Origin of the sequence: Bacteroides sp. 3_1_13 (assembly GCF_001185845.1) — a bacterium.
Lineage (GTDB): Bacteria > Bacteroidota > Bacteroidia > Bacteroidales > Bacteroidaceae > Bacteroides > Bacteroides xylanisolvens.
Genome location: NZ_KQ236955.1, coordinates 1984780 through 1998693, shown reverse-complemented (window position 1 = coordinate 1998693; position 13914 = coordinate 1984780). Strand labels below are relative to the sequence as shown.

The window sequence follows — 13914 nt, the reverse complement described above, 5'->3', positions numbered from 1 at the left end:
GAAAAAGTTCTCATTACTATGAGTATTTATTCTCATCACGGTGAGAAATGATTCCTTTTTGTAGTGCTCGAACTTATCTTTAACCGAATCTATCGCATTACCAGATATTATTAATTTTAATGCATATTCCATAGAATAAAATGACCCCCATGAATAAAAAAACATTATTACCCCTTGCATTTGTGCCACTCGCAGTAACCAATCTGCAAGCACAAAGCAATATGCAAATAGAACGCGCGGACAAACGTCCGAATATCATTCTCTTTATGGTAGACGATATGGGATGGCAGGATACTTCACTCCCATTCTGGACACAGAAGACACACTATAACGAATTGTACGAGACTCCCAATATGGAGCGGTTAGCAAAACAGGGAATGATGTTTACTCAAGCGTATGCCAACAGTATCAGTTCTCCTACCCGGTGCAGCCTCATCACCGGAACCAACGCCGCACGTCACCGAGTAACTAACTGGACTCTGCAAAAGAATACAATGACAGACCGTAAAGATAGCATTCTGGCAGTCCCTGACTGGAATTACAATGGAGTAAGTCAAGTGTCCGGCACTAATCATACTTTCGTAGGAACCTCCTTCGTGCAACTGCTAAAGAACAGCGGTTATCATACTATACATTGTGGAAAAGCCCATTTCGGAGCGATAGATACTCCAGGGGAAGATCCGCATCATTGGGGATTCGAGGTAAATATTGCCGGACATGCGGCCGGTGGACTTGCCAGTTACCTGGGAGAAGAGAACTACGGACATACCAAAGATGGGAAAGCGGTATCACTGATGTCTGTTCCCGGATTAGAGAAATATTGGGGAACGGAAACCTTTGTAACTGAAGCATTGACGTTGGAAGCCATTAAAGCACTGGATAAAGCGAAAAAGTATAATCAGCCTTTCTATTTGTATATGTCGCAATATGCCATCCACATTCCTTTGAACAAAGATATGCGCTTCTATGAGAAGTACAAGAAAAAAGGAATGACAGACCATGAAGCTGCTTATGCCACACTGATTGAAGGAATGGATAAAAGTTTAGGTGATTTAATGAACTGGCTGGAAAAGAATGGAGAAGCCAACAACACTATTATCATTTTTATGAGTGATAACGGAGGACTTGCATCCGAATCCGGATGGCGTGACGGCAAGCTGCATACACAGAATTATCCATTGAACAGTGGTAAAGGTTCTACTTATGAAGGCGGTATCCGCGAACCGATGATTGTCAGTTGGCCGGGAGTAGTAGCTCCGGGAAGCAAATGCAACAACTACTTGTTGATAGAAGACTTCTACCCTACTATTCTTGAAATAGCAGGTGTCAAGAACTACCAGACAGTTCAACCGATAGACGGTATCAGTTTCATCCCTCTGCTGAAACAGACAGGCAACCCAGCTAAGGGTCGGAGTCTTTTCTGGAATATGCCTAACAACTGGGGAAATGACGGTCCCGGAATCAACTTTAATTGTGCCGTTCGAAACGGTGACTGGAAATTGATTTATTACTATGGAACAGGAAAGAAAGAGTTATTCAACATACCTGATGATATAGGAGAAAGCAACGACCTTAGTGCACAGCATCCGGACATCGTGAAGAAACTTTCTAAAGAGCTGGGCAACTTTCTAAGAAAAGTAGATGCACAACGACCGACTTTCAAAGCGACAGGTAAACCTTGTCCCTGGCCGGATGAAATTAAGTAAATAGATTACCTAAATAAAAGAACTGTGGCGGGGAGTGTGGAATAATTCCACACTCCCCGCCACAGTTTCCACACACTCCACACATACTTCCCCACTATCCTAATTGGCATCATCTTCCTCATTCCCTTATTTATCAATCACTTATCATACATTATCTAATTTTGGCACGCGCTTTGATCTTTAATTAGGCGTTAGCGAAAAGCAATAACCGATTCCTTAACACAAAGGTAGAGAATTGAAAACATATGTCTAATAATCATTAAAGCAAACGATTATGAAAAAATTAGTATTAGTAGTAGCAATGTTTATGTTTGTTTGTGGTGGTTCATTCCTTGTAAAGGCTCAGAGTTCTGCAGAAGCTGTGACAGCCCCGACAGAAATCAATGCAACAGTTGTCAATGATACAGTAGTAAAAGATACTGTAACTAAAGAAGACGCGCCTGCAAAGGCATCACTGGTTGCACTCGCCGCCAATGTCAATGATACAGTTGTCACAGACACTACATCAAAAGACAAACCGGCTGAGCCTGTCAAGGAATAACCTTGCCAACAACATGCAGGACATAGTCTGCCGAAGAATAGTAAGCACACTACAAAAAAAGCCATCCCTACTTTCGTCTATTCCGGGGATGGCTTTTTTATTATCCTATCTTCTTACAATCATTCTGTAGGAGCACTTGTTTCCAATATCGGATCTGTTTTCCAACTTGAAACAATATTTGCCGCCTCTGCTTCGAAGCTCTTTCCTGCCAAGGACACAAATGTCTTGGTATTACCATTTCCATTATTGAATAACCAATTAGCTACCATTCCATCCTTATCCTCACTCAACAACTTGCCGCTCTGCTCGGAGATCTGTTGATCCGACAAGGCTTTTGTCCAAATACGGGCATAACTGATAGCTCCGTTCAACCGGCGTTTACCATCAGACTGGCCGATGTAGAAATCAGAAGTAAGATTGATCTCTTTCAAATCATCCGGCGTACCGTTTGATAATTGAAGCGTTTCTCTGACACCATTTACATACAATGCAATCCGTTCGCTTCCGCTCTTACTATTATCCAATACCACAGCCACATCATACCACTTATTGGTTTCTATCTTAGTAGAGCCCTCATAGCGAATACTACCTTTATCATCTGCAGCAAGCTGAAGGAAACGTTCTTCATCATTGCTTCCTCCCTTATGCACGTCGACACGCAGCAGGAATTTCTTCTCTATACCCATCACCGTATTAATCCGGGCATTTCCATTGTCATTGCCATTCAACGACTCAATATTGAAACGAGCCTCAAATGTGATCGTACTCAAATTCTTTAGCGATTCATCTGCCGTACCATTATATTCAAACGGTACTTTAAAGTAATTACCGCTACCTAGGTTCGCTACTTTATCTGCCTGTACCACCGTAACGGTCAGACTTAATTCCTGTTCCGCTTCGTCTCTGACAAACACGGTAGTGATACCCGCTTTTTTACCTATTAAATTGAAACGAGTGTCATCCACCTGCTGAATAGCTACAATCTCTTCATCCTCTGCTGTCAGACTATAACCTCCGTTCCCTTTTTCTACCGTAATCATGATCTTATTGTTGACTCCCACTCTCGGTGTCAGGTTGGAGACATCGATAGAAATCGGATTTACCGTCACCTGAACCACTGCCTGTTTTCCTTTATGGTCTGTAAAAGTCACTGTTGTATGTCCGTTCTTCAAACCTGTCAAAGTATAGAAAGGACGGAACTGATCTGTATTAACCATGCTGACAACCGTTTCATCCTCCACCTCATAAGACAATTCATCATTGCTGGAAAAGTTTCCCATGCTAACAATCAGTTGCTTTTCACCGGCAACTTCCAAGATCACCTCCGGTTCATTCACTTCCAATTCAAATACACCTACATTCACAGAAATATTGGCAACTACTCCTTCTCCATCCATTACTTCGACGGTAGTGGCCCCATTCTGTGAGCCACTTTTTACAGTTATCAATTCGCCGGAAACGGTAGCCGTTGCAATGGCAGTGTTGAAACTTCTCACGGTATAGTTTCCGTTTCCAACCACTACATTCACTTTGGCTTCCTCATTCTGCCCGATACGTATTACCGGTTTGTTCACAATCAACTCTATCAAGTCTTTAGCCACATCGTCGTCATCATCGTCATCACAACCTGTAACGGCAAACGATAATACCGACAAAAGCAACAGACACATATATGTATAGATTCGTTTCATCTGATTTTCTTTTTAAAGTTATACATTCCTACCGGTTTACCATCCGGGATTTTGTTCAATGGTCGGTGTCTTCTGCAACTCACTCTGGCGAATCGGGAACAGATAATGCTGAATAGAGAACGTACGTTCTTCCACGCAGAAACGCTCCATTCTATATTTCACACCGTCAACCGTAATGGCCCCATTCTCATCCTGCACCGGACGCATTCCGTTAATCATTCGCTGGCAACGGGGCAATGCACCGTTATTGGCAGCCCAGTATTTCTGTGTACGTTTTGAATTGTCACTCCCGCTCGATTTCCAAAGGCTTTCCTTTGCTAGCTCTTCCTTACTGGTGGGTTCCAGATACAAGCGGCAAGTCCACGGACGTTTTCCTTCATAAAAAAGTTCCACGCGACGTTCGCGCTGAATGTATTCACGCATCAACTGTTGATTAGTCTTTACTTCCGGCGGCATCGGTTTCATAAAAGAACGTTCACGAACCGTATTCACCAATTTATAAGCTTCATCGATATCCTCGCCCAATTCATTACAAGCCTCTGCATAAATATAAATAAACTCCGGAAGACGCCAGATGGCGGGCGCATTGATACTGAAGTTACCGGATTTGTTCCATGACTCCTGTTGGAATTTACGTAAATAATAACCGGTAGTAGTTGCATTGGTAGCACCAATCTTATCGGAACCACTCGCCGTATTGATCGTTTTCGACTCGTTCTTATTATTACGGTAAGGAGCTCCGTGATAAATTACATCACGATAGAAACGCGGGTCACGAGTACCTTTCACATACGGATTAGTATCATCATAGCCACCTTTGCGGGCTTCTGCCGAATATACCGGATAGCCATAATCACCTACGATATATTCGTATTCATCCACTTGTTCCTGCACCGGTTGCTGGCGCGAACTTCCCTCACGGCTGGGCGGATAAATATCACCCTGCCATGCCTGATCCTTGCTCTTCGTCATAAAGAACACATACTCATTGGCAAAGGCATCCATATCATAAAACATATCCCACAAACGAGCATATACACGGCTGTCATTCAGATTACCGTCAGCCGGATCCTTGAAATCATTTGCATCATGTTTCGTATAGAGAGAATAACGCTTGGTTCCGCCGACTTCGAAATCCAGAACGGCTTTAGCCGCTTCTTTGGCTTTTCTCCAACGAGTAGCATCATAAGCATACTCATTTTCAAACACACGACGCAAGTTGTATCCATATTGAGAAGCACCGTTCCACAACGGAGTAGCCGCTACCCAGCGAACAAAAGAAATCAATCCCAGACAGGCTCCCTTATCCACACGCCCAAAATTCTCGGAAGTTTTCACATATTTATTAGGAACCATGCCATAAGCAGTTTGCGCATCCGTCACAATCTTTTCAACCATCGAATGAACAGATTCTTTCTTGAAGTCCATATTATCTCCGGCATTAATCACACGGTCAATATAAGGAGCTTCGCCATACATACGCAATAACAGCATGTGGAAATAACCACGCATGAAATACATCTCACCGATACGGTTGCGAAGATCACCATCCTGCTGTGGGTTGTCGGGCGTGTTATACTTCTGTACATTTTCTATAATCAGGTTCGCTTTACGGATTCCTTCATAAAGAGCTTCCCAATATTGCCCTACACTACCGGGCAAAGAATTCGGGTTCCAGGCACCGTTATTGAAGTTATTCGTAATGTTTCCCTCTACGTTGGTTCCTTCACATTCGTCCGTAATGGCACTGTTGCTGAAGTGCTCGAAGAACACCAGCGGACGGTCTGCTTTCTTTGCAGCCGCGTATACGTCGGAAACCAGTCCGTTCACTTTTTCGTAACGGGCAAAAACGTCCGCTTCCGTAATATTATCATCATCGTCCCGATCCAGGTAATCGCTACATGAAGTAAAGACCAACGGCAGGACCAATAAAGCAATTGCTGAAAATCTATATAACTTTTTCATATTTCTATCTTATTTAGAATGTTATATCAATACCAAAATTGAATACCTTTTGAATAGGATACCAGGAAGCTCCGTCTCCGGATTTCGTTTCCGGATCTATATCCACATCACCCAGTTTATCAAAAGTCAACAGATTCAGACCTTGTACATAGATACGTGCCTGTTGCACATGGAATTTACGTAATAATTTGGGTGATACATTGTAACCAATTTCCACATTCTTAAGACGCAGGTAGGAAGCATCATACAAAAACAAACTACTGTTTCCATTCTTGTTGTTATCATGTGTTCCATAATGCAATGCCGGATATTTGGCAGTAGCAGCCGTTTCCGGTGTCCAACGGTCCAGATGCATTTTCTTCACACGTCCGATCTTATCTTGTTCAAATTGCGGGAAGTCAAATACAGCAGCCCCATTCAACAGAATAGATGATTTTGTCGCACCTTGCAATAATACACTAAAATCAAAGTTCTTATACTGGAAACCGAAAGGAATACCGAACATCAGTTCCGGACTACGCGGATTTCCCATTGCTGTACGGTCTTCATCATCAATCACTCCGTTACGATCCAAATCCTTATAAACAACATCTCCCGGAATTAATTGTCCCCACGGCTGATAACCGATCTTGTTCAAACGGTCAGCCTCTTCCTGATCGGCTACAAAATGATCGAACACATAAACGAAGTTTTCGTATAAACGTTTACCGGTTTCTTTACGCCAGGAGTTCTTGCGGGCAACTTCCGCTTTATATTCCAAACGGTTGCGGGAGAAAGTCAGGTTCGGACGAATATAGTAACGGAAATCCTTTCCAATCTTATCATTCCAGCTCAATTCGATATCCACACCGCGGTTGCTTACTTCACCCAGATTCTGTAAAGCTGCATCTTTACCTACAATATCCGGATATCCCATGATACCGTCACTATTCATATCTGTAATAATGTCAAAACGATATTCATAAAATGCATCTATCGTCAATGCCAAACGTTGGTTCAGGGTAGTAAAGTCAATACCGACATTCAGTTTACGGGCTTTCTCCCAAGTCAGATTCGCATTAGCCAGATTACCTTCGGAAGTACCGCCTACATTCGTACCAAAGTTATTACCGAAATCATAACCACTGCCACCACCGTAGAAAGCCAGATATGGGAAACGGCTGCTGACATTGTCACTACCTACCAAACCATAGGAGGCTCTTACTTTCAGGAAGTCAATCCAGGAAGCCTTTTTCATAAATTCCTCTTCAGAGACTACCCAACCGATTGAACCAGCTGGGAAGAACCCGTAACGTTTGCCCGGAGCGAAGTTTTCGGAACCATTGTAACCGAAGTTAAATTCCATCAGATACTTCTGATTATAATAATAAGCAAAGCGTCCGGTGATACCCTGGCTATGATAAGCCAGTTCATTGTTAACAGTACGGTTACCACGGTTTGCCAATAACATGGCGGTCACTTCGTGGCGGTTGCTAAACAAACGGTTGTAATCCAAACGTGCCTGTATATAAGTACGTCCGTCAGAAGCGTTATGACTGAATCCGTTGCCAATAGTCTGGTCAATATCATATTTGTTACCCGTTTTGTAAGCACCCGTATAGTGTCCGCCTGCCATATAAGCATCCGAACCTTCGATCGGCATAAACGTCGCATATTTCGGATATTCACGATAACCGTCTTTGTAAGTATCCAGTTTGCGATTAATCCAGCGTCCTTCAGAAGCATCATAAGAGAACATCACTTCCGCTTTTAATCCTTTCGTCAGAAATTCCATATCCAGATTCATGGCAAAACTACCATTCAGATACGTGTTCTTTTCATTCAGATAACCGGTACGGCTCAATTCACCCAGAAGATTGTAACGGTAGATATTGTCACCATAAAGCATTCCACGAGGATTTTGCTGAATGTATTCCTCATTCTGCGGATGCGCATTTTCTTCCACCAGGATGGGCAGATATGGAGGCTGGGTAGCACAGATGGTCATCAGGCGACCGGCTGTTGTACCCGGTGCATTACGGTCGGTAATACGGGCCCCCAAATCCAAACGGGTACTCAAATAACGATTAATGTTGATATCGATGTTCGAACGGAAGTTGTAACGGGTGAACTTGGTTTGCGAGTCATATTCACCGGCATTCGAATATTTGTAGTTACCGCCTTGTGAAAAGTAATTGGCCAATACATAATAACGTACCTTGTCCGTACCTCCACGGATGGAGAGGCTGACATCTTCCTGCAAACCGGGTTTGAAGGCAAAATCATAATAATCCCAGTCATATCCCAAACCATCGGAGTTGTCTCCTTTCGCACGGCGGAAATTGTCAATCGCCTGTTGAGAGAAAAGGTTCAAACTGCTGATGTCTGCGCCCGTCATCTTGGCATCGTTCAATCTGGCTTCATTATATAAAGTTGCATAATCGGCAGAGCCTAAATATTCGGGGAAACCGATCGGCTGGTTAATACCGATAGAGGCTTTCAGGTTCACGGTTGCCTTTTCCGCTGCCTTACCACGTTTGGTAGTAATAACGATTACACCATTTGCACCACGGATACCATAAGCGGCAGTGGCCGAAGCATCTTTCAGGATAGTGAATGTTTCAATTTCATCCGGTGCGAGGTAACTCATGTCACGTTCGATTCCATCGACAATGACAATGGCACTCTGGTTACCGTAAGTTGCCTTACCACGGATAAACAATTCACTTTGATCCACACCCGGTTCACCACCCGCATACTGGTTTACAATCAACCCCGGCAGACGTCCGGCAAGCGCATTGTTGATATTGGCAGTAGGACTTTGCGTCAGATCTTTTGTCGTGATGGTAGCAACAGAACCGATCATCGTTTCTTTACGTTGTTTGGTATAACCTACCACAACCACTTCCTGCAAGGCTTTCGTATCTTCCTGTAGTAAGACAGTCAGTTCCTTCTTTGCACCGGGAACAATTTCCTGCGGCTGGTAACCTAGGTAAGAAAACACCAACGGAGCTTCCGCATAAGGCAGTTTCAATGTAAACTTACCATCCATATCTGTAATCGTACCTGCATTGGCCACCCCTTTCACGACAACAGACACACCGATCAACGGGTCATTTGTCGTCTTGTCCAATACCGTACCCGACACTGTTATTTTATTACTTTGTGTGGCCTGCACCTTTGCCGTTCTTCCCGTTTGCGCCACACCCTGCAAAGGTATACCTGCAAGAAGAGTGCAAGAAACAGCCACCAGACAAATATTTCTTTTTATATGTATCATCTTTCTTTTCGATTTTCTATGTGTAATAAATCAATCTTATTCCTCTGCTTTCTTACCGAAATCCGGTCCGACCCAGTTGGCCTTTTCCGTTGCTTTACCTTGCACCCAGTCTTCATAACGGGCACGGATTTCAATCATTGTTGCTCCCGGGACTTCCGCATTCAAGGAAATTGTCAGGCGATCTTCCCTGTTGTCACGATTACCGAAGGTCGGTGCTTTTGCCCAATCGTACTCCCACACATAATAGCCTTCGGGATGAGCCAACGTCCAAAGCACATCAGAACAGCTGCGCAATGCAGCGATAAACTTATTCTTGGTCTTTTCCGGATAAAGGCTGTTAGTCGGCTGTTTCACCATATCCAGGAAGTAACGGACAAATATTCCACGGAATAAAAGATTATCTCCCGAATTTCCTTCACCACTGAATACCGGATAGTTGGAATCCATTTTCTTATTCACCTGGTAAGAGCCGAAAGCAACCGCATTACGAAGATATTCATCCTCACCTGTAGCGTTGTACAGCTCCAGGGCAGCCGCCATAAATGTTCCCTGATTATAAGACAAGGCTACTTTATCAGGATCTCCCGGTGTTCCGTCATCTTTAATACTAAGATTATCATATACCTGTCCGGTGGAAATATCACACAGATAAGCCGTCATCCAGTTGTATACCTCTTTGGCGAAGTTCAGGTAATAAGCAGCCTGCTCTTCCCAGCCGTCTTTAGCCTCCTTAACGGTAAGTTGATACAATTTCATAGCCAGAAGGCAACCGGGACCATTGGAACAAGACATACGTGAAGCCGGCGCATCCGTTTTCCATGCCATTCCTCCTACCCCTTTATAGTCATTCTTCGCTCCCTTGATATGGTTCCACATCTTCATCAACGCACTGTAGTAATCCTGATCGCCAGTCAATTCATAAACCCGCAGACAAGACAGTGCCATCCATTCCATATCATCATAGAAGTTATTCCAGAAGTCTTTGCCACCATAACCGCAATGTTCATTCCAGTCATCAAAAGCCGGCAGGAAAGGTTTCATGATGTTTTCATACAAATGAGCTTGATATTCGGGATTGTTTGCGTGACGGATATAAGCATCGATCACGATGTCCAATGCATGTCCCTGCGACCATCCGCCGCTACCGCCCGTGCTTGCCGGTTCTCCGGTTTCCGGTGTATTCGGTTTTTCCCAGTAAATGCTTCCGCAAAAGGTATCCCGTCCGCTGGCATTCTCATAGAAATATTTGATATAAGTTCCCGTACTTTTGTCGGCTGCATCTGTCCAGTTCACATCCGACACATATTCACCGGATGAATTACCTTTGTAGATGTCTCCCAGATCGCCGTCGTCACAAGCTGTAAATATTGCCAGTGCACCGCTTAACAACAAAGCTCTTTTTGATAATGATACTATATAGTTCTTCATATTATTATTCAGTTTTAATCTTCATTCGTTTCCGAAGCTACCCAACGGTGGGTGTACGTTCCAAACTCTGCATTGAAATAGAGGGTTACATCGGTTTTCACCGTAGCATAATAGACATTTCCCTGCTTTTCGCCCCATTGCAGTAATTCGTCGCAGAAACGGAAACTGTAATCCCATGGATCTGTGCCCAATGCCAGTTGATATAAATTATAATAGCTGTTGTCGGTAGTCAGATTCGGTTGCCCTTTATCTTTCTCCTTATGTCCCCAACGGTAGGTTGTTCCGTTGATTTCCATCTTAAAGCTATGACGGGTTTCACCGCTTCCTGCCCAACTTTCCGTTTGTTTCCGGGCAGTATAATTCTTCACACCCCATTTGCCATATCCCAGATAGTTGAAATCCTGTCTATACCCACCCGAATGGTTATAAAGATATACAGCTCCTATTTCATCGTAACTGATCGTTTGTTCACCCATATTGATGGTAATCCGGTAGATGCCTGATTGAGGAACCGTAACTGTATAGTCTTCACCATCATTACGCTCACGCAACACTCCGTTGTCGTCTACATAATAATAGCATTTGCGACCTTCTACAGTAGACATAAATATAAATGGCTGGTTGGCTTTCAACTGAGTGAAAGTCTGATAGATTCCTTCATTCTGACGGAGCATTTGTTGTGCTTCCGCTTCATCACCATCATCTTCCGTACCCACACCCGTGATGTAAACCGGGTCATTTTCAGCAGGCATATCATCGATGCCATCCATCATGAAGATCACGAAATAGCCTTCCAGACTACTAAGAGCCTGATCCAATCCGCAATAAGCACGCACCTTCCAACGCAGTGTACCGTTGGTATTGCAACGGAATTTAGCCAGTTTACCTATTGTATTTGCCTGATAATGGGTCAAAGTCAACTGTGATTCCAAACCGTTATTGTCAGAAAAAATCGTTTCTACCGGTTTGGTAAAGTCTCCCCCGATCGTATCAATCAATACTTCATAACGATATACTGTATTTCCGTGTTTCTCGGTAGGCGTCCATTTCAGAACAATATCCGTCAACGAAGCACCCGAAAGTACTACCCGCTCGCCACTAGCCATTGCATCCATTGTTCTAACAGGTTCAGGCGGAACAATCGGTTCATAATCATCCGGATCAAATCCCGGATTCAGTTTATTGTCACAAGCCGTCAGTCCGATAAGAAAAAACAGCAGGGCAAATTTGATTAGTTTTTTTGTTATCATATTGTTTCTCATATTATTATATTCCTAGTTTTAGTATGAATGAGGACATTCAATTGGTTCAAAGCGGCTCTTATCTCCATTATAAGTTGCAGGAAGTTCCGCTCCCCAGGCTGGTTTATTTTCGTTTATATTTTGCAGACAAACTTGCGCATCCAGTCCGTTACCGCCATTTCCCCAGTTCTCAAAAACGGTAGTGCCTCCAATACCTTTCGAAAATACCCAATATCCCATCAAATCAGGATATTTTTCCGCATCAAGTATTTTACACATATTCGTTTTTATTTCACTTTCGTCCAAAGCTCTTTTCCACATTCGTGCCTGGTAGACTTTGCAATATCCTACCCGATATGAATCTCCGGAACGTCCTATCAACAACGCCTTATCATTTCCACCCACATCCGTCAGATTTAAAGACGAGTTGGGAGCACAATCCTCATAGGAATTATCGGCAGGAGTCAACGTTTCTCTTTCTCCGTTGATATACATTTTATACGCCTCTTTGGTGCTTGATTTCGTTCCATCATATACAATAGCGACATGATACCATTTACCCGGAGTTTTACGTCCACCCTCTGGATTATCGCAAGGAATAGTTTGCTGACTACGGAAACGAGGATCATCTTTACCATTAATTTTAGTAGCTATTTCAAAACGAGGATTCTCATTTTTATTTTCCGCGCGAAACAAGAAAACACTTTCCAAACCTATAAACGATTGCATAGCACGAGTATAAGTCGGATAGAAAACAATCTCAAAAGTAAGCTGATTCATACTTTTCACCTCCGGATGTGACTCTGCATACTTTTTAATATCAATTTTGAAACATACATCATGTTCCAAACGATAACATACCGGATTCACATAGACTGGTAAGGTTAACTTCTGACCTGCTGCATCGGATAGCTCTAATGTTGTAGTCCCGAGCTTCTTTCCTGTCAGTTTTAACTTCGTAGTTCCGTCTTCCGTAACCAATTCAGCTGTTTTCAAATAGACTTTATTGTCCTCAGTAAGCTGTGCTAACTTATAATCGCCATTTCCTCTAGCGATAGCAATTTCAGTAGATGCTTCATAACCACCTATAATTAAAGAAGTGGCATCATTTTCCAGTTTAAGGTTATATGGATTCACTTTCACCGCAATCTCCTCCACAGAACCTTTCTGGTCTGTCACAATCACTTTCACATCACCTCTAGCTTTGGGTTTCAAGGTAATCAGGTTCTCTTTTTCAGTAGCTTCCACAATCGTTGCATCCGTAATAGGCTCGCCGTCTCCCACCTGATAAGTGAAACTATATCCGCCATTACCTCTCTCAATAGAGATATATTGAGATTCGGCATCCGGTTCGGCAAAAGTGGCTTCATTACTTTTCAGTGTCAGATCCACGATGTTCACTACCACAGGAATAGTGATTGTCTTACCTTTCTTATCTGTTATCGTAATATTTACCGGATCGGCTCCAGTCTCGAACTTGGCAGTCAACGGAATAACTTGTCCGGATAGTTCACCCACTTCCAAAAACTTATCAGCACCTTCCGGTATGGAAATCTGATAATCTCCGTTACCGGTCAAAATCTTCACCAGTCTCTTTTCACCGATAAAAAGGTCAAAACCTTCTTCCGGTGCATCTACCGTCAAATCCCAGAGTTTTGCTACCCGAACCAGCACTCTAGCCACTTTCTTACGTCCATCTACTATTAATATAGTAGTTTCCGTACGGTTATTTTCTTCCAACTGGCTATTTTCGGTAGCTTTAATAGTCACCTTATTACCATTGATTGTAGCCGTCGCCACGTTTTCATCAAATGGCTTCACATAATAATCGCCATTACCGGAGGTGATACTCACCGTAATTTCGTCTCCTTGTAGTAGTGTCACCGAATTATTATCGACAACCAGATCTGTTGCCGGTTTCACTTCCTGTTCTTCTTTATCATCACTGCACGAACCCATAAAAAATGGAATGGTCAATGCTGAAAGAAATAAAAAACTAAGTTTCCTTTTCATTAGATTAAAGATTAATAAATTAATACTTTTCAAGTTTATCTACTTAAAAACTTCGATGAGACAAAGATAA

At 43.0% G+C, this 13914-nt stretch carries 8 protein-coding genes; 2 read left to right on the top strand and 6 right to left on the bottom strand.

Annotated elements, in window-relative coordinates; genetic code table 11:
* Positions 1-149 precede the first annotated feature (149 nt).
* Together HMPREF9009_RS07070 and HMPREF9009_RS25900 are read left to right on the top strand one after the other, a co-directional pair.
* The gene (locus HMPREF9009_RS07070) at positions 150-1706 is read left to right on the top strand and encodes a sulfatase (RefSeq protein ID WP_049701792.1); all 1557 of its coding nucleotides are present in this window, start codon (positions 150-152) and stop codon (positions 1704-1706) included.
* Between the two features lie 274 nt (positions 1707-1980).
* Entirely contained in the window at positions 1981-2247 is a 267-nt protein-coding gene (locus HMPREF9009_RS25900) for a hypothetical protein (protein WP_004299920.1), read from the top strand.
* Positions 2248-2366: 119 nt separating this feature from the next.
* Here the strand turns inward: HMPREF9009_RS25900 and HMPREF9009_RS07060 are convergent, their stop codons facing one another.
* From HMPREF9009_RS07060 to HMPREF9009_RS07035, 6 genes are read right to left on the bottom strand one after another with little or no spacing between them, the layout of a single operon-like run.
* A complete protein-coding gene (locus HMPREF9009_RS07060; protein ID WP_004324632.1) occupies positions 2367-3938 on the bottom strand; it encodes a LamG domain-containing protein in 1572 nt (523 codons plus the stop codon).
* Between the two features lie 36 nt (positions 3939-3974).
* A complete protein-coding gene (locus HMPREF9009_RS07055; protein ID WP_004299918.1) occupies positions 3975-5903 on the bottom strand; it encodes a RagB/SusD family nutrient uptake outer membrane protein in 1929 nt (642 codons plus the stop codon).
* A 13-nt stretch (positions 5904-5916) separates the two neighbouring features.
* Positions 5917-9162, bottom strand: coding sequence for a SusC/RagA family TonB-linked outer membrane protein (locus HMPREF9009_RS07050; RefSeq protein ID WP_004299917.1), 3246 nt, complete (start codon positions 9160-9162; stop codon positions 5917-5919).
* Between the two features lie 36 nt (positions 9163-9198).
* Positions 9199-10590 carry a glycoside hydrolase family 76 protein gene (locus HMPREF9009_RS07045; protein WP_004299916.1) on the bottom strand — a complete coding sequence of 464 codons (1392 nt, stop codon included), beginning with the start codon at positions 10588-10590 and terminating at the stop codon, positions 9199-9201.
* 14 nt (positions 10591-10604) lie between these two features.
* Positions 10605-11852, bottom strand: a complete 1248-nt coding sequence (locus HMPREF9009_RS07040) for a SusE domain-containing protein (RefSeq protein ID WP_049701791.1) — start codon at positions 11850-11852, stop codon at positions 10605-10607.
* Positions 11853-11870: 18 nt separating this feature from the next.
* Positions 11871-13844, bottom strand: coding sequence for a LamG-like jellyroll fold domain-containing protein (locus tag HMPREF9009_RS07035; RefSeq protein WP_049701790.1), 1974 nt, complete (start codon positions 13842-13844; stop codon positions 11871-11873).
* Positions 13845-13914: the final 70 nt, after the last annotated feature.

Bases quoted from the DNA above. Each gene is read 5' to 3' on its own strand.
- HMPREF9009_RS07055 (WP_004299918.1), bottom strand. From the start codon at position 5,903: ATGAAAAAGTTATATAGATTTTCAGCAATTGCTTTATTGGTCCTGCCG.
- HMPREF9009_RS07060 (WP_004324632.1), bottom strand. From the start codon at position 3,938: ATGAAACGAATCTATACATATATGTGTCTGTTGCTTTTGTCGGTATTA.
- HMPREF9009_RS07070 (WP_049701792.1), top strand. From the start codon at position 150: ATGAATAAAAAAACATTATTACCCCTTGCATTTGTGCCACTCGCAGTA.
- HMPREF9009_RS07040 (WP_049701791.1), bottom strand. From the start codon at position 11,852: ATGAGAAACAATATGATAACAAAAAAACTAATCAAATTTGCCCTGCTG.
- HMPREF9009_RS07045 (WP_004299916.1), bottom strand. From the start codon at position 10,590: ATGAAGAACTATATAGTATCATTATCAAAAAGAGCTTTGTTGTTAAGC.
- HMPREF9009_RS07035 (WP_049701790.1), bottom strand. From the start codon at position 13,844: ATGAAAAGGAAACTTAGTTTTTTATTTCTTTCAGCATTGACCATTCCA.
- HMPREF9009_RS25900 (WP_004299920.1), top strand. From the start codon at position 1,981: ATGAAAAAATTAGTATTAGTAGTAGCAATGTTTATGTTTGTTTGTGGT.
- HMPREF9009_RS07050 (WP_004299917.1), bottom strand. From the start codon at position 9,162: ATGATACATATAAAAAGAAATATTTGTCTGGTGGCTGTTTCTTGCACT.